14 protein-coding genes are annotated in these 16,019 nt (G+C 71.8%); 2 read left to right on the top strand and 12 right to left on the bottom strand.

Annotated features, from left to right (window positions below; genetic code table 11):
* Window positions 1-96 precede the first annotated feature (96 nt).
* The 8 genes from OG823_RS18910 to OG823_RS18875 all read right to left on the bottom strand — a co-directional run bounded on the left by OG823_RS18910 (window position 97) and on the right by OG823_RS18875 (window position 8,930).
* Entirely contained in the window at window positions 97-1,068 is a 972-nt protein-coding gene (locus tag OG823_RS18910) for a ketoacyl-ACP synthase III (RefSeq protein WP_371480768.1), read from the bottom strand.
* Window positions 1,069-1,161: 93 nt separating this feature from the next.
* Window positions 1,162-2,955 carry a CoA-transferase gene (locus OG823_RS18905; RefSeq protein ID WP_371480767.1) on the bottom strand — a complete coding sequence of 598 codons (1,794 nt, stop codon included), beginning with the start codon at window positions 2,953-2,955 and terminating at the stop codon, window positions 1,162-1,164.
* A complete protein-coding gene (locus tag OG823_RS18900) occupies window positions 2,952-4,232 on the bottom strand; it encodes a beta-ketoacyl synthase (protein ID WP_371480766.1) in 1,281 nt (426 codons plus the stop codon). The genes OG823_RS18905 and OG823_RS18900 overlap by 4 nt, the downstream gene beginning before the upstream one ends.
* A 320-nt stretch (window positions 4,233-4,552) precedes the next feature.
* Complete coding sequence (locus tag OG823_RS18895; RefSeq protein ID WP_371480765.1) at window positions 4,553-5,773, bottom strand: acyl-CoA dehydrogenase family protein; 1,221 nt, start codon at window positions 5,771-5,773, stop codon at window positions 4,553-4,555.
* A gap of 60 nt (window positions 5,774-5,833) precedes the next feature.
* On the bottom strand, window positions 5,834-6,874 hold the full coding sequence (locus tag OG823_RS18890; protein ID WP_371480764.1) for a phosphotransferase family protein: 1,041 nt from the start codon (window positions 6,872-6,874) through the stop codon (window positions 5,834-5,836).
* Entirely contained in the window at window positions 6,874-7,629 is a 756-nt protein-coding gene (locus OG823_RS18885) for an SDR family oxidoreductase (RefSeq protein WP_371480763.1), read from the bottom strand. Before OG823_RS18885 ends, OG823_RS18890 begins: the two co-directional genes overlap by 1 nt.
* 189 nt (window positions 7,630-7,818) lie before the next feature.
* A complete protein-coding gene (fabG, locus tag OG823_RS18880; RefSeq protein WP_371480762.1) occupies window positions 7,819-8,601 on the bottom strand; it encodes a 3-oxoacyl-ACP reductase FabG in 783 nt (260 codons plus the stop codon).
* 62 nt (window positions 8,602-8,663) lie between these two features.
* Complete coding sequence (locus OG823_RS18875; RefSeq protein ID WP_371480761.1) at window positions 8,664-8,930, bottom strand: hypothetical protein; 267 nt, start codon at window positions 8,928-8,930, stop codon at window positions 8,664-8,666.
* A 351-nt stretch (window positions 8,931-9,281) separates the two neighbouring features.
* Here OG823_RS18875 and OG823_RS18870 point away from each other — a divergent pair, with 351 nt between their 5' ends.
* Window positions 9,282-10,373 carry an acyl-CoA dehydrogenase family protein gene (locus OG823_RS18870; protein ID WP_371484529.1) on the top strand — a complete coding sequence of 364 codons (1,092 nt, stop codon included), beginning with the start codon at window positions 9,282-9,284 and terminating at the stop codon, window positions 10,371-10,373.
* Window positions 10,374-10,518: 145 nt separating this feature from the next.
* Here the strand turns inward: OG823_RS18870 and OG823_RS18865 are convergent, their stop codons facing one another.
* The 4 genes from OG823_RS18865 to OG823_RS18850 form a co-directional block, all read right to left on the bottom strand.
* Entirely contained in the window at window positions 10,519-11,178 is a 660-nt protein-coding gene (locus tag OG823_RS18865) for a response regulator transcription factor (protein ID WP_371480760.1), read from the bottom strand.
* Complete coding sequence (locus OG823_RS18860) at window positions 11,168-12,061, bottom strand: sensor histidine kinase (RefSeq protein ID WP_371480759.1); 894 nt, start codon at window positions 12,059-12,061, stop codon at window positions 11,168-11,170. Before OG823_RS18860 ends, OG823_RS18865 begins: the two co-directional genes overlap by 11 nt.
* Before the next feature lie 397 nt (window positions 12,062-12,458).
* On the bottom strand, window positions 12,459-13,271 hold the full coding sequence (locus OG823_RS18855) for a UbiA family prenyltransferase (RefSeq protein ID WP_371480758.1): 813 nt from the start codon (window positions 13,269-13,271) through the stop codon (window positions 12,459-12,461).
* A gap of 280 nt (window positions 13,272-13,551) precedes the next feature.
* On the bottom strand, window positions 13,552-14,217 hold the full coding sequence (locus OG823_RS18850) for a response regulator (RefSeq protein WP_371480757.1): 666 nt from the start codon (window positions 14,215-14,217) through the stop codon (window positions 13,552-13,554).
* A 401-nt stretch (window positions 14,218-14,618) separates the two neighbouring features.
* On the opposite strand from OG823_RS18850, the gene OG823_RS18845 reads away from it, so the two are divergent.
* Window positions 14,619-15,662: a LysR family transcriptional regulator gene (locus tag OG823_RS18845; protein ID WP_371480756.1), complete on the top strand. Its 1,044-nt coding sequence runs from the start codon at window positions 14,619-14,621 to the stop codon at window positions 15,660-15,662.
* Window positions 15,663-16,019 lie beyond the last annotated feature (357 nt).

The following is a 16,019-nucleotide window of genomic DNA, read 5'->3' as shown; positions in this document are numbered from 1 at the left end:
AGGGTGTCAAGGGGTGGGGAACCGCCGCGGCCAACGGCACTGGTGGCCACGGCGATCAGGACCGCTGCACTGCGGGGGCCGCCCGGGCCCCGGCGATCAGAGCTCGAACAGGAGCCCGCCGTAGTACCAGCCGGAGCCGACCGCGGTGGAGAGGATCCGGTCGCCCGGCTTCACCAGGCCCTGCTCGGCGAACTCGGAGAGCGCGATCGGGATGGAGGCGCAGCCGGTGTTGCCGCGCCGGTCGAAGTTGGTGAGGAACTTCTGCGGCGGAAGCTCCAGGCCGGCCTTGACGCCCGCGTGGATGGCGTTGTTGCCCGGGTGCGGGATGAGCCAGTCCAGGTCGCCCACCCCGATGCCGGCGCGCTCCAGCAGGCCGTCGGCGACCTTCAGGCTGGAGCCGATCGCCAGATCGATGAGCTCCGGGCGGGGGCGCAGCCAGCCGTCCCGGGCCGCCACGGCGTCCGCCTGCGAGGCGTCGCAGTTGAGCATCGAGTGGTGCAGCCCGGTGGTGCCCTCGGCGCCCTTCTCCAGGACCACCGCGCCCGCCGCGTCACCGAAGATCAGCTGGCCCCGGGTGCCCGGCCGGGCCCGGCGGGAGAACCGGTCGGCGGCCACCACCACGGCGCGCTTCCAGCCCGGCTGCGCGGCGAGCATCGAGGCCGCCGTCTGCACGCCGTGCACGAAGCCGGTGCAGGCCCCGCAGACGTCGAAGGCCAGGGCGCGGTCGGCGCCGAGCCGGGCCGCCACCTGCGGGCCGATCTCCGGGATCCACTGCCGGTCCGTCCAGTTGGCGAGCACCACGACGTCCACCTCGTCGGGTTCGCGGCCGGCCCGGGCCAGCGCGGCCCGGGCGGCCCGCTCGGCCATGTACTCGACGGTCTCGTCCTGCGCCGCCTCGTGCCGGGTGCGCACACCGAGCTCGGCGGCCACCTCGGGGGCGTAGGTCCGGCCGCCGATGGTGATGCCGTTCTCGTTGCTGACCAGCGTGCGGGGGAAGTAGTGGCCGAGACCGGTGAAGCGCAGTCCGGAGCCGGCCCAGGTCATCGTGTTCAGGTTCTCAACTGGCATGGTGTGGTAGCTCTCTCGTCCGTGGTGTCGGGGTGTGGTGCTGCTCGGCGGAGGCCGCCCGGCTGCTCGGCGACAGCGGCCCGCCCTGGTCCCTCAGCGGTAGCGGCCCTCGGGGTCCAGCGTGCGGAGCAGCCGGAGCTCCTCCGCCGTGACGGGCTTCTCGGCGCTCACGCCGGTGACCGTGGCGGACCAGCCGGTGGACGCCGCCACCGCCGCCCGGGCCTCCCGCTCCATCGCGTCCGGATCGTCGGGGCCGGCGGCCGGTGCCTCGTCCGGGCCGAGCCAGGTGGCGAGGCGGAAGGCACCGCCGTCCTCGTCCCGCCGGAACCGCCCGAACTGGCTGACCACCTCGCGGACCCGGTCTCCGCGACTGGTGCGGTAGGCGACCTTCGGCACGTACCGCCACCGCGAGGCGGTCGCGATCACCACGCAGTCGGCCGAGGCCGCGATGTCGTTGGCGCCGCCGGAGCCGGTGAGCCAGCGGCCGTCGGCGGTCATGCTGGTGTTGATCGTGCCGCTCTCGTCGATCTCGGCGGCGGCGAGCACGCCGAGCGCGCGGGGGTTGGCCGCGACCATCCCGCCGAGGATCTCCGGGATGCCGCTCAGCTGCTCGGCCGCGGCCGCGTGGCGCAGGCTGAACAGGAAGACGTCGCCCTGTTGCGGGGCGAAGCCGTAGAGGCCGAGCTCGGCCATCACCTTGACCCGGTGGCCGCCCTGGCGGAGCTGCTCGGCGGCCAGCCAGGCCGCGAGGTGGGAGGAGCCGATGCCAGCCAGCAGGGTGTCGTAGCCGCCCTCGCGGACCCGCTCGACCACCGCGCGGGCCCCGAGCACGATCAGCCGCTCCATCCGGCTCGGTGCGGCCTCCGCCACTGCACTCGCGGCGCTCCGCGCCTCGGGCGCCGCCGGATCCGCGAGGGGCTCCACCGCGGTCCGGGCCGCGGCGGGCGCCGGCCGGCCGGTCTGCCAGGACGGCTCGCCGTCCGTCAGCCGCCGCCGGCGCTCCTCGCCCAGCTTGGCCAGGTACCCGGCGTGCGAACCGGGCTCCAGGACCCACTCCCGGTACCAGTCGGCGCCGCGCTCCTCGGCCCGGCAGCGGTCGACGATCTCCTCCAGGAAGGCGTAGTCGTCCAGATAGCCGGGCACCCCGGCGAGGCCGGCGGTGCGCAGTGCCTGCGGGTGGGCGCCGAGCGGCGCCTCGCACAGACCCAGCACCCGCTGCCCCGGGATGACCACCCGGTCCGGGATCGCGCGCAGCTCCTCGGCCGTGACGATCCGCTCGACCGAGGCGATCACGCCCCGCTTCGCGGCGTACGCGGCCCAGGCGCCCTCGCCGAGCGGCGGGACCATCGCGATGTTGCCGTCCTCGTCCGCGCAGACGCCGTGCACCAGGGTGAGGTCCGGACGCATCGCGCGGACCAGGGTGAGCTGCTCGCCGGGCCGGTCCGGATCGGGCACCAGCAGGACGTCGTCGCCCTTGCCGGTCAGCAGGTCGGTGCCGGACAGCGATCCGGTCACCGCGTAGGGGGCGCCGGTCGCACCGGCGATCAGCCGCTGGTTGTAACTCAGCAGCGACCAGGGCTCGAAGGTGAACGGCACACCGTCGGCCACCCGCTCGTACAGCGGGTTGGGACGGGGCGAGGGGTAGGTGTCGCCGAGGAAGCCGGCCACCACCTTGGCGACGCCGCCGGCCAGGGTCAGCGCGTGGGCGCTGGAGTGGTAGCCGGTGGTGCTGACGGTGAACCGCGCTCGGTCGCCGAAGACCCGGCAGAGCGCGTAGCCGAGGGCGTTGGGCCGGGAGTGGGTGGCCGCCAGGTGCAGGTGGTCGTCGGGCCGCACGAACCGGCGCACCAGGTCGTCGACGTCGGCGGCGATCACGGGCCCGGTCACGAGGAGGCTCCGAGCGCCACCACGGCGGTCTGGCTGCCGAAGGCGAAGGCGAGCGAGACGGCGAGGTCGAACTCGGTGTCCCGGGCGCCCTCGAAGACGTGGTCGTGGTCGCACTCCGGATCCCGGGTGGACAGGTTGATGGTCGGCGCCAGGCGCTGGTGGTGCAGCATCAGGCTGGTGGCGGCGACGTTGATGATCCCGGCGATCCCGAAGGTGTGCCCGTAGATCGGCTTGTTGGAGCTGATCGGCGGCAGTTGGCCGAGGGTCCGGTCGGGATAGAGGGCGCGCATCGCCCTGCTCTCCGCGAGGTCGTTGTAGCGGGTGGCGGTGCCGTGGGCGCAGTAGTACCCGACCTCGTCGGCCGTCCGGCCGGCGTCCGACAGCAGGTCCTGGACGAAGGAGGCGGTGACCTTGCCGGTGAGGTCCATGCTGGTGGCGTGCGCGGCCTCGTTGAAGGTCCGGGCCTCCAGCACCTCGGCGTAGATCCGCGCGCCGCGGGCCCGGGCCACCGACTCGCGCTCCAGGCAGACCACCACGGAGCCCTCGCCGAGCGCGAAGCCCTCGCGGTCCGCGCTGTAGGGGCGTACCGCGCGGCTCGGGTCGTCCCGCTCGGTGGACATCACGCCGCCGCCCATCGCGGCGTAGCACTTGGCCACCTCGGGGACGATCGGGAACTCGTGGCCGCCGACCAGCATCGCGTCGGTGGTACCGGAGCGCAGCTCGCGCAGCGCCAGCCCGATCGCCTGGTGGCCGCCGACGCAGGCGTTGCTCACCGTGCTGACCAGTCCCTGCGCCCCGGTGTAGATCGCGGAGAGCGAGGCCGGGCAGCCGGGCAGGCCGCGGAACATCGCGCCCTTGTCGCTGAACGCACCCGGCTCCTCACCGGTCAGCACCCGCTGCCACCAGGCGAACGGACCGCGCGAGGAGGACATCAGCACGCCGACCCGGCGCGGGTCGTGGTGGCCGATGTCGAGGCCGGCGTCCTGCCGGGCCTGCTCGACCGCGGACATCGCGATCAGGATCTCGCGGGTGTACTTGGCGGCGTGGTTGTCCCGCAGCTCGGGCAGGAAGGCCCGGTGGTCGAACGCGCCGATCTCGGCGGCCGCGTGGACCGCCAGACCGTGCTCCTCCCCGTCGAAACGGGTGAGTCTGCCGACCTGTGAACGGCCGCCGGATATGTTGTTCCAGAACTGCCCCACGGTGGTCGTGTTCGGCAGCATGACACCGATGCCGGTCACGACGACCGCTTCATGCGGGCGGGGTTTCTCCCTGTGCATGGAACATCCTTCCGAAAGTGGCTTGTCCCGGCTGCACTTCGCATCCGGCTCTGCCAATCTATCGGCGCACAAAGGGAGTTCATTAGGACGGCAGGTACCCGTTCGCCGGTGGGGGGAGTACTGCCGGTACTCTTTTCCGATCGGGACCGGACATGCCGAAATCCCCGACGGTCCGACGGATTTCTCCGCCGTTCCACCGAGGATTTCCGTGCTCTCGACACCGACCGGACGCCGCCGCCGGCCGGGCACCACCGGACCGGCCACCGGCGCCGGACCGGCCGTCGAAGCCGTCCCGGCCGGCGTGCCGGCGCAGCCGTCCGTCAGCGCGCCGGGCGGTAGGGCCGCAGCTCGCGGCGGGCCAGCGAGCGCCGGTGCACCTCGTCCGGGCCGTCCGCGAAGCGCAGGGTCCGCGCGTGCGCCCAGAGTTCGGCCAGCGGGAAGTCCTGCGAGACGCCGCCGGCGCCGTGTGCCTGGATCGCCTTGTCGAGCACCCACTCGGCCAGCGCCGGTGTGACGATCTTGATGGCCTGGATCTCCGTGTGCGCGCCCTTGTTGCCCACGGTGTCCATCAGCCACGCCGTCTTGAGCACCAGCAGCCGGGCCTGCTCGATCCGCACCCGGCCCTCGGCGATCCAGTCCTGCACCACGCCCTGGTCGGCGATCGGGCCGCCGAAGGCGTGGCGGACCGTCACCCGGGCGCAGAGCAGCTCCAGGGCCCGCTCGGCCATCCCGATCAGCCGCATCGCGTGGTGGATCCGGCCCGGGCCGAGCCGCGCCTGGGCGATCGCGAAGCCGTCCCCCGGCTCGCCGATCAGGTTCGCGGCGGGCACCCGCACCCGGTCGAAGACGATCTCGGCGTGCCCGCCGTGCGGTCCGTGGTCGTAGCCGAAGAGCTCCATCCCGCGCACGAGCCGCACCCCCGGGGTGTCCTTCGGCACCAGGATCATGCTCTGCCGGCGGTGCCGGTCGGCCTGCGGATCGGTCTTGCCCATCACCACCAGCAGCTCGCAGTGCGGGCTCAGCGCGCCGCTCGACCACCACTTGCGGCCGGTGATCACGTACTCGTCGCCGTCCCGCTCGATCCTGGTGGAGATGTTCCCGGCGTCGGAGGAGGCCACCTCGGGCTCGGTCATGCAGAACGCCGACCGGATGGTGCCGTCCAGCAGCGGCTCGAGCCACTCCTTGCGCTGCGCCTCGGTGCCGAACATCTCCAGCACCTCCATGTTCCCGGTGTCCGGCGCCGAGCAGTTGAGCGCCTCCGGAGCCAGGAAGGGGCTGCGGCCGGTGATCTCGGCCAGCGGCGCGTACTGCAGATTGGTCAGACCGGCGCCGGATTCGGAATGCGGAAGGAAGAGGTTCCACAGGCCCTGTGCGCGGGCCTTCGCCTTCAGCTCGTCGAGCACCGCCGGACGGTCCCAGCGGCCGGCCGCGGCGGCCGTCTGCTCGGCGGCCACCCGCTCGGCCGGATAGACGTGGTCGTCCATGAACTCCATGAGCCGGGACCGTAGTTCCTCGGTCCTGTCGTCGTATGCGAACTCCATCGCGGTACCCCTCCAGATTGTTCGAAAAGGACAGTGGAATGCGGGCGGAACCGATGCGATTCAGCTGCGCCCGAGCGCCCGCAGACCGCGTCGCACGAGCTCCGGTACGGCCTCGGAAATACCGTCGAAGCCGCCGCCAAGGGTCAGCCCCCGGGAATGGCGGTAGTGGATGCCCTCCAGAATCACCGCGATCTTGAAGAAGCCGAACGCGACGTACCAGTCCAGGGTTTCCACGGGCACCCCGCTGACCCGCGCGTACCGCTCGACCAGGGCGGCGCTGGTGGGCCAGCCCTGCAGGCTGCCGGGCGTGGGCGGCACCGCCTCGCCGAGGCCCGCCAGGCCGTCCCAGTAGACGCAGAAGACGCCGAGGTCGCAGAGCGGATCCCCGAGCGCCGCCATCTCCCAGTCCAGGACGGCGGCGATCCGGCCGGGCTCGGCACGGTCGAAGATGACGTTGTCGAGCCGGTAGTCGCCGTGCACCAGCGCCGCACGCGGGGAGGCCGGACGGGTCAGCGTGAGGCGCTCCACCAACTCCTCCACGCCGGCCAGATCCCTGGTCCGCGAGGCCGCCAACTGACCTGCCCAGCGCGTGAGCTGGCGCTCCATGAAGCCGTCCGGACGACCGAAGCGGTCCAGTCCGACCTCGGCCGGATCCACCGAGTGCAGCGCCGCGAGCACGTCGACCAGGGCGTGGCCGAGCTCCCGGCCGGCCGCCGCGTCGAGCTTCTCCAGATCGGCGACCCCCCGGTGGATCACGCCGTCCACCTTCTCCATCAGGTAGAAGGGCGCGCCCAGCACGCCGGCGTCCTCGCAGTGCGCGACCATCCGGGGCACCGGGACGGGCGTCGGCTCCAGGGCGCTCATCACCCGGTACTCACGGCCCATGTCGTGCGCGGTGGCCAGCACATGGCCCAGCGGCGGCCTGCGCAGCACCAACGGGCTGGCTCCGCCGTCCAGTTGATAGGTGAGGTTGGATCGACCGCCGGCGATCAGGGTCAGCTCGGGCGCCTCGATCCGCAGGTCCGGCCGGGCCAGCCCGAGCCAGCCGAGCAGGGCCTCCCGGTCCACCCCGGCCGTCTCCACGGTCGCTCGGGTGCTCATCAGATACCACCGCCGGCCAGGATGATGCCGCCGTCCACCGCGATCGTCTGCCCGGTGATCCAGGAGGCGTCGTCGGAGGCGAGGAAGGCGACGGTGGCCGCGATGTCCTCCGGGGTGCCGAGCCGTCCCAGCGCGTAACCCGCGGACAGCTCCGCCTCCCGGCCCTCGTACAGCTTGGCCGCGAAGCGGGTCTTCACCACGGCGGGCGCCACCGAGTTGACCCTGATCCGGGGGCCGATCTCCTGGGCGAGCTGCTCGGTGAGGTGGATCAGCGCGGCCTTGCTGGCGCCGTACACACCGATGCCGTGTGCCGGGCGCAGGCCGGCCAGCGCGCTGATGTTCACCACCGCACCGCCGTGCTCGCCCTGCCAGGCCCGGCGGACCTCGCGCAGCCAGCCCAGCGGGGCGTTCACGTTGACGTCGAAGACCTTGCGCACCGCACCGGGCTCCATGTCGAGCACCGGGCCGAACACCGGGTTGATCCCGGTGTTGTTGACCAGCACGTCGATCCGTCCGAAGGCCGCCATGGTGCGGGCGAGGGCCTCGCTCTGGTGCTCGGGGTCGTCGGCACGGCCGGCCACCGCGATGGCGTGCTCCGGTCCGCCGAGCTCCTTGACCGCCGACTCCAGCGACTCCTGGCCGCGGGCGGTCAGGCAGACCCTGGCACCCTCCGCGACCAGCCGGGCGGCACTCGCCAGGCCTATCCCGCGGCTGGCGCCGGTGACGAGCGCGACCCGGCCGTTGAACCTGTTCATCTGATCTCCCTGTCTGGTCACCGCTCCGCGGTCGCGGTCGCGATCCCCGCGGTGTGCGCGCCGTCCGCGCCGTGTGCTCTGCGTGCTCTGCGTGCTCTGCGTGCTCTGCGTGCTCTGTGCGCTCTGCGTGCTCTGCGTGCCCGGTTCTGCGGGCCGGGCCGGGTCGGGCCGGCCGTGCGGTCGGGCCGCTCAGCAGAGTGGTCCACCCGCCACGTACAGGACCTGACCGGAGACGAATCCCGACTCCTCGCCGGCGAAGAACGAGATGGCCTGCGCGATGTCCTGCGGCGTGCCGACCCGGCGCACCGGGATCGCGGCCGCGGCCGACTCCTGGAACTCCTCGAACCCCAGTCCCATCCGCGCGGCGGTCGCCGCCGTCATCTCGGTGACCACGAAGCCCGGGGCCACCGCGTTCACCGTGATGCCGTACCGCCCGAGCTCGATCGCGAGGGTCTTGGTGAAGCCCTGCAACCCGGCCTTGGCGGCGGCGTAGTTGGCCTGCCCCCGGTTGCCCAGCGCGGAGCTGCTGGAGAGGTTGACGATCCGGCCCCACCCCTGCGCCGTCATGTGCTTCTGCGCGGCGCGGCTCATCAGGAAGGAGCCGCGCAGGTGGACGCCGAGCACGGTGTCCCAGTCCGTCTCCGACATCTTGAACAGCAGGTTGTCGCGGAGCACCCCCGCGTTGTTGACCAGGACGGAGGGCGGACCGAGCTCCGCCACCACGCGGTCCACGGCGGCCTCGACCCGGACGGCGTCGGCGACGTCCGCGCCGACCGCCAGGGCCCGGCCGCCCAGGCGGCCGATCTCCTCGACCGTGGCCGCGCAGGCGGCCTCGTCCAGGTCGACGACGGCCACCGCGTAGCCGTCGGCCGCCAGCCGCAGGGCGGTGGCCGCTCCGATGCCACGGGCGGCGCCGGTGACGATGGCGACCGGCTGGTCGGGGCGGCGGCCGGGGGTACTGGTGTTCGGCATGGTCTGCTCCAAGAACCTCGGTTGGCTTCTCACCCAACCTAGGAATCCCGGGAGGCGCCCGGTTAGGACGCGCGGTACTCGGCCTTCCGCGCCCCCGGTACCGCCGGTACCGTCCGGGCGGCCGGTCGGCGGACCACGCTGTGCAGGGCCGGCAGGACGATTCCCACGTCGGCGAGCTCCTCGGCGACCCGCCCCCAGGAGCGGGCACTGCCGGTGATCCCGCGCACCGCGGGTGGGGGCGGGCCCGGTACCGCGTACGCGTCCTGCCAGAGCGCGGCCACCGGGCCACGGCCGTCCGGGGATGACTGGATCTGCCTGGTGCCGCGCATGCTGATTTCCCCTCGACGTGGACTGTGCCGCCATGACCCTCCGCGGCCGACCGGAGTCAAACCGTAGGCAGACCCCCACGCCCTGCGGAAATAGTCGTTCGCGCACTCCTATACGCGAAGCGAATGTCCCGCGCTCACGTCGAATCCCCAGATGGAGACATCGACGGACACCTCCAAAGAGACATTCGGAAGCAGCCCCTGGGGGCATCAAAGCGCTGGGGCTGCTGGGCTAGCCTCGATGCAAGCCCAGCTCCGGCGGCCCACCCGCCACCTTCCGTACTGCCCGCCGGCGACGGCGCGGTGTCACCCTCCGTCGGACACCGTGCCCCAGGCAAGAGACCGAGGTCTGTGATGCACTTCAGCTACGACCCGATGACCAGGGAACTCCGCTGGCGTCTGCTGGTCCTGATGGACCAGCATCTGTTCCCCGCCGAGGCGGAGTTCGCCGGCCAGGACAGGTCGGGCACCGAGCCGTGGACCAGGCCCGGCGGCCTGAGCAAGCTCCGGGAGCTGGCCCGCGAGCGCGGACTGTGGAACCTCTTCCTCCCGCACCCGGCCTTCGGTCCGGGCCTGACCAACCTCCAGTACGCCCCGCTGGCGGAGATCTCCGGCCGCAGCCCCTTCGTGGCACCGGACGCCATCAACGGAGCCGCCCCCGACACCGGGGTGATGAACGTGCTGGCCGAGTTCGGCACCCGCGCCCAGCAGGACCGCTGGCTGCGCCCCCTGCTCGCCGGCGACCTGCGGTCCGCGCTCTGCCTGCCCTCCCCCGGCGCCGTGGACACGGGCGACCTGCGGATCGAGTCCCACGGCGGGGGCTACCTGCTCAACGGACACGGCGGCCTGTTCATGGCGGCCACCGTGCCGGAATGTGCCCTCCTGCTTGTCATGGCACGGTCGGGAGAGCAGCGCTCGGTCGCCCTGGTGCCGGTCGGCAGCCCGGGCGTCGAGCTGGGCTCCGGCACCTGGAGCTCCGGCTACGACGACGGCGTGTACGGCGGCCGCACCACGGTCCGCTTCACCGACGTGCGGGTGCCCGCCCACGGCATCGTCGGCGGCGATGGCGACGGATCGGTCATCTCGCACAGCCTGCTCGGCCCGAACCGCCTGCACCACTGCATGCGCCTGATCGGCATGGCGGAGCGGGGTCTCGAACTGATGTCCGCCGCCGCCGACACCGAGGAGGTCCAGGGCTGGAGCCGCCGGGCCCGCCTGCGGATCGAGCAGGCCAGGCTGCTGGCCCTGCGGACGGCCTGGCTGATGGACACCGAGAGCGGACCGGCCGCGCGGGCCGGCATCGAGGACGTCAAGGCCGTCGTCCCGGAGATGACCGCGTGGGTGCTCGACCGGGCCATCCGGGCCCACGGGGACGAGGAGTCGCCGGACGGGTTCCCGCTGGTCCGGCTGCGCGCACACGCCCGCGCACTCATGTCGGCCCGCTGAACCGGACGGCGAGGGCCCGACCCGTCCTCGGACGGATCGGGCCTCGGGTGTCGCGGGCCTCGGGTGGCTCGGATCTCGGGCGTCTCGGATCTCGGGGGCCCGGGCCGCGGGCGGACCGGGCCCCCGACGGATCGGGCCGGACGCGTCAGCCGCGGCCGGCGATGTGGTGCGAGCCGATCAGCGAGGCGGCGACCGCCTTGTTGACGGCGTCGATCCGGGAGACGGCGCCCAGCTTGTCGAAGATGTTGCGCATGTGGCGCTTGACGGTGCCCTCGGTGATACTCAGGCGGACCGCGATCTGACGGTTGCTCAACGCCGCGGCAACCTGCGTCAGCACCTCCAACTCGCGCGCCGACAGCAGCTTTCCGCCCTCGCCCGCGCCGGTCGCCAGGCTGTGCGAGGAGACCGAGATGGTCACCGTGCGCCGGTTGGACTGCCGCAGGTTGCGGATCGCCGAGACCAGCGACTCCCGGGTCACGCTCTTGTGCAGGTAGCCCCTGATGCCCAGGCCCAGCAACTCCTGCACCAGGTGCGGGTCGTCGTACATGCTGAGCACCACGACGTTGATCGCCGGATCCTGCTGCAGCAGGTCCCGGACGGTGGTCTGCGGGTGGTGGTTCGGCATCTCGATGTCGAGCAGCACCACGTGCGGATGATGCGCCGCGGCGAGCCGTACCGCGGACTGGCCGTCCTCGGCCCTGGCGACGATCTCGAAGTCGGCCTCGTTGTCGAGCATCTCGCAGAGCGCGTCGCGCAGTACGGTGTGGTCGTCGGCCACCAGGATGCGGATCTGGTCACTGTCCATGCGTCGTCGCCTCCTCTCGGATGGGCACCCAGCACTTCACCGTCGTCCCCTTCCCCAGTGCGGAGGAGAATGCGACCGTGCCGTCCAGGAGAGCCACCCGCTCCCTAATTCCGGTCAGGCCATTGATCGTCTTTCGAGCCGGCTGGTCGCTCAGGTCGAAACCGCAGCCGTCGTCACCCACGATCGCGTGGATCTCGTGCGGCGCGATGTCCACCCGGACCACGATCTTGTCGGCCCGCGCATGCGCGAAGGAGTTGCGCAGGCACTCGCGCAGCAACACGTACAACTCGTCCAGCGTCTCCGGCGGGGCCCAGCTCTCCGAGCCGTTGACGTAGACCTTCGCCTCGGTCTCCGTGATGTCCATGGACTCGACGAAGGCCGTCAGCGCGGTCTTCAGGGGGGCGTCCCTGGCATGCCGACGCAGCCCGCTGACCATGTCCCGGGCCATCAGCAGCGACTCGTGGACCGCCTGCCGGACCGCCTTCAGGCGGGAGGAGAGATCCTCGTCGACCTCGCCCAACGTCATCTCGTACAGGTCGATCTGACGCAGCGCCACGCTGAGGCTGTTGCCCATCTGGTCGTGGATGTCGCGGGCGAGGCTCAGGTAGCCGCGCCGGTTCACGTCGGTGACCGTGTTCAGCAGGAAGGAGTCGTAGGCGGCGGAGCCGACCTGGAGCCTCAACCCGATCCCGCGCTGCAGGGTCCCGACGGTTCGCTCCAGCAGCCGGACGGCGCCGGGCTCGTCGGTGAGTTCGCGCACCAGGACGTCCATGACGATCTCGAAGAGGACGACTCCGGCCTCGGCCGAGTCCGAGATCCGCATCCCCTGCTGTACGCGGTCGACCGCGAGGTCCATCACCGACGCCAGTTGAGGGCCTGGCACCTGTCTGTCGTCCGCGTCCAGACTCTCCACGCAGGAGGCCAGAATCCGCTGCGCCTGGAGCCGGCAACCCGCCCACGCGTCCTCGTGACTCGCGAGCGGATTGTGTCTGCGTCGAAGCCCGTCCTGGTACCGCGCGAGGATCTCGTCCTCGCTCGATGCGATCCGCGCCGCGACAGCAGCCGCCGTATCCCCCTCCGCAGCCATACCCACCGAAGTCCCCCCAAGTAGTGTCGGCGCCCGGAGGCCACCACAGCGGAGAGTATCAACTACCCCCACAGACAGGAAGACACAAGGTCCGGATCATACCGATATTGGGTCATCAATCCCGACAGTAATAGTGCTCGGGCAATTAGCGGTCGGTATTCGATATGCGGACGGGCGAACCGTCCGTCCGACGTCAGGTCAGAACGATGACGAGCAGAGCCAGGTGCGCCACGTACTGGGTCACCATGAAGGCCCGGTAGGGCAATCGGCTGCGACTGCGCCGCTCGTCCGAGCGAGTGGTGAGGGAGAAGTAGGCCACCGTCAGACCCCCGGCCAGGACGAGCACGGCCGACACGGTGAGCACCGGCGCCACCAGGAGGGCCGCGGCGAGGAAGCCGCCGCCGACCAGGACCGGGCTGACCGCGCAGACCAGCCGGGCCCGCCGCTCGCCCCAGGCGACCACGGAGGTACGACGACCGGCGGCGGCGTCGCCCCGGACGTCCGACAGGTCCTTGACCACGGCTCCGACCAGGCCCATCCACGCCGACATCGCGATCGCGAACACGATCGCCGACACCGTGTCGCGCCGGCCGTCGGTGGCCGCCCACCCCGCCGCGTAGGTCAGACCGCCGAGCAGGAGGATCGTCGCCATCGTGCTGTGGGATCGCCGTGTCATGTTGAACGGCGGTGCGGAGTAGGCGAATCCGCAGAACAGGTAGGCGAGCAGAAGACCGAGCACCGACGGTGAGTCCAGGCTGACCAGCACCGCGATTCCCGCACACAGCCAGGCCGCGCGCAACGCCGTTTCGGGCGTGAGCGCCCCTCGGGCCACCGGCCGGCCGGATCCGTTCAGCCGGTCCTCGGCGACGTCCATGGCACCGTTGAGGACATAGGCGAACAGCGTTCCGAAGGCCCACGAGACGACGCCCGAGAGCAGATGTCCCACCTTGACGCCGGAATTTCCGGTGGCCAGGATGAAGGCCGTCGTGAATCGCACCGAGAACATGATCTGAACAGATATTCTGGCCTCTTCGACGCAGAGGGCCGCATTGCGCAGTAGATTAATCCGGATGACACCGTTAGAAGTATTTCTTCCTGCGACTGTCGTAGCACTCCCCATGGGAATGAATACTAGTCAGTCCCCGTCGGGCGGACATCCCTAGTGGGAGGCAGGGGACTGCCTCTTTGGAAACACTCCCCCGTGCCCTGCCAGAGACATCCCGGACCGCGCCGGACCGCCCGTAACAGCACTGACCTGCGCCGATCGGTGGATTCCCGGTCATTCTCTAGGCCGCGCGCGCGGGAACCAGGGAGTAGAGCTCCCGCCGGGAGGACATCTCCAGCTTCTGCAGCACGCTGCTCACGTAGTTCTTGACCGTCTGCCGGGCCAGGCAGAGCTCGCCCGCGATCTCGTCGTTGGAGTACCGGCGCAGCAGCAGCCCGAGCACCTCCTGCTCCCGGCCGGTCATGGCACGCAGCAGGGCGCCGTCCACCGGATCGCCCCCGGCCGGGACCCCCTGGCCCTGCTCCCCCACGAACCACACCGGCCGGCCGCCGGCCAGCCCGCGCACCGCGGACACCAACAGCTCCGGCTCCGCCGAGCGGTGCACGAAGCAGTCCGCCGCACCACCGAGACACTCGACCACGATCGACGGGTCGTTGCTCCCCGAGTAGACCAGGACCTGTGGCGGGCGGGCCAGCGCCTTGAGCCGGCGGCCCAGCCGGATGCCGTCGCCGGCGGCCAGCAGATCGGCGTCGGTGATCACCAGGTCGGGCGCGAGGGAGCGGCAGAGCTCCCAGCCCTGCTCGCCGCCGCGGGCCGCCCCCACCACCCGGGCGGCGCCGTTGTCCTGCAGGAGATCGGCCACCGCGTCGCGGAGCAGCGGCCACGGGTCGACGACCACGACACGCTGGGCCGGGTGGATCGTGACGCTCCGGTCGGTACGTTCCATGAATTGCCCGATCCTCTCGACTCGCGGGTCGTCCGGCCCGGTATTTCCACCGGCGGACAAAAGGGGGAACCGGATTCCGGTTTCCCGCCACCCGTGTTACCGGTGGGGCGGCCGACGTTAGCCAGGGCCGAACGGCTCGGACAAATGTCCGATCGGACGCGGCTATGCGGATCGTTGATGGATGGGACCCGAACGGGTCGGCGATCATTCCTCGGAGACACCCTAACCGTATCCACCGCCACACGGGGATGCCTCCTTCGAGGCACTGACCAGGCCACCTAGGAGGACCAGCACTTCAATCGGCACCCGCGCCCGCCTAGTGTCGGCCGGGATGTTGGATATGACCGGCGACGACCGGAACGACAGGCTGGGACCACCACAGGGGAAATCAGGGGACCATCATGAACGAATCCGTGACCGGCACCGGAGAGACCACCGGATCCGGTAGGGCATCGACCGAAGCCCCCGTCGGCACCCGCACCGGTACGCTCCCGGCCGGCCCCCCCGGGCCGCTGCCCGGCGGCTCCGGCCGGCCGGGCCGCCCCGACGTCGCGATCCGGCACCTGCGGGCCTTCCTGGCGGTCGCCGACACCCTGAACTTCACCCAGGCGGCCGAGGCGACCGGCACGACCCAGCCGAGTCTGACCCGCACCATCCGCCGGCTGGAGGAGGCCCTCGGCACCCGGCTGCTCAACCGGACCACCCGAACGGTGGCTCTCACCCCGGGCGGTGAGCGGCTGCGGTCCGAACTCCTGCTCCTGCTCCCCCGGTTGGAGAACGCTCTGACCACCCGCCCGGCCGAGACCCGGATCCGGCTGGGCTTCACCTGGATGCTCCCCGACGGCTGGATGCAGGACGCGCTCGCCTCCTTCGAGGAACAGACCGGGGCGGGCGTCGAACTCGTGCGCCGCGACGAGCCGTTCGCCGGTGTCGACCGCGGCGTGGTCGACCTCGCGCTGCTCCGCGGCGACGCTCCCGCCAGCGGGATGCACACCGTCCTGCTCTGCTCCGAGGCACAGGTGGCGGCGGCCGCGCGCGGCTCCGAGCTGGCCCGGCGGCAGTCGGTGCGCTGGGCCGAACTCGCCGACCACTCCCTGGTACGGAACGTGGTCAGCGGCACCGTCCGTCCGGAGCTCTGGCCCGCCACCCACCGCCCGCGCACCGCCGTCGCCTGCGGCAACTTCGACGAGTGGCTGGAGGCGGTGGCGGCCGGTCGCGGCGTCGGCATCGTCCCCGAATCGGCCGCCCGGCGCGGCCTGCACCCGAACGTCCGCTTCCTGCGGATCCCGGACGCGCCGTCCGTCCCCCTGGTGCTGACCTACCCGCGCCAGGGCGCCCACCCGCTGGCGGCCCGCTTCGCGGCCCTGGTCCAGGACTCCTTCGCGGCGACCGTCACCCACACCGTGCAGTTCCACTCCCGGCAGGGAGCCCTGCCGGTCCCCTGAACCGGGCCCGCCCACCGGGGCGCTCCGCCGAGCCCGGACGGCGCGGCGCGGCGCGGCGCGTCAGTGGGTCACACCGGCCGAGCCGCTCACGGCCGGTGTGACCCGCCCCCGCGGACGGCACACAACCCCGGCTCACGGCGAGTGAGTCGTCGAGTCCTTCGCGGTGACCGGCACGGAGACCGGGGCCCCCGCGATACGACACCGTTCAGGATGTGGGGGTTCTGGCAGGCGTAGGCGCCGTTGACCACGCTGTAGGAGCACATGGCCGACGAGGCCGCGCCGAGGACGCTCTTGAGGTACGGGCCCTCGCCGATCGACGCGAATGACGCGGCCCACGCATTCGCCCGCAGCCGTTCC

The organism is Kitasatospora sp. NBC_00315, from assembly GCF_041435095.1.
Lineage (GTDB): Bacteria > Actinomycetota > Actinomycetes > Streptomycetales > Streptomycetaceae > Kitasatospora.
This window is presented reverse-complemented; position numbering and strand designations above follow the sequence as displayed.

Excerpts from the sequence above, each read along its gene's own strand:
- OG823_RS18870 (WP_371484529.1), top strand. The coding sequence starts at position 9,282 with ATGCACTTCAGCTACGACCCGATGACCAGGGAACTCCGCTGGCGTCTG.
- OG823_RS18850 (WP_371480757.1), bottom strand. The coding sequence starts at position 14,217 with ATGGAACGTACCGACCGGAGCGTCACGATCCACCCGGCCCAGCGTGTC.
- OG823_RS18910 (WP_371480768.1), bottom strand. The coding sequence starts at position 1,068 with ATGCCAGTTGAGAACCTGAACACGATGACCTGGGCCGGCTCCGGACTG.
- fabG (WP_371480762.1), bottom strand. The coding sequence starts at position 8,601 with ATGCCGAACACCAGTACCCCCGGCCGCCGCCCCGACCAGCCGGTCGCC.
- OG823_RS18885 (WP_371480763.1), bottom strand. The coding sequence starts at position 7,629 with ATGAACAGGTTCAACGGCCGGGTCGCGCTCGTCACCGGCGCCAGCCGC.
- OG823_RS18875 (WP_371480761.1), bottom strand. The coding sequence starts at position 8,930 with ATGCGCGGCACCAGGCAGATCCAGTCATCCCCGGACGGCCGTGGCCCG.
- OG823_RS18865 (WP_371480760.1), bottom strand. The coding sequence starts at position 11,178 with ATGGACAGTGACCAGATCCGCATCCTGGTGGCCGACGACCACACCGTA.
- OG823_RS18900 (WP_371480766.1), bottom strand. The coding sequence starts at position 4,232 with ATGCACAGGGAGAAACCCCGCCCGCATGAAGCGGTCGTCGTGACCGGC.
- OG823_RS18845 (WP_371480756.1), top strand. The coding sequence starts at position 14,619 with ATGAACGAATCCGTGACCGGCACCGGAGAGACCACCGGATCCGGTAGG.
- OG823_RS18855 (WP_371480758.1), bottom strand. The coding sequence starts at position 13,271 with ATGTTCTCGGTGCGATTCACGACGGCCTTCATCCTGGCCACCGGAAAT.
- OG823_RS18890 (WP_371480764.1), bottom strand. The coding sequence starts at position 6,874 with ATGAGCACCCGAGCGACCGTGGAGACGGCCGGGGTGGACCGGGAGGCC.
- OG823_RS18895 (WP_371480765.1), bottom strand. The coding sequence starts at position 5,773 with ATGGAGTTCGCATACGACGACAGGACCGAGGAACTACGGTCCCGGCTC.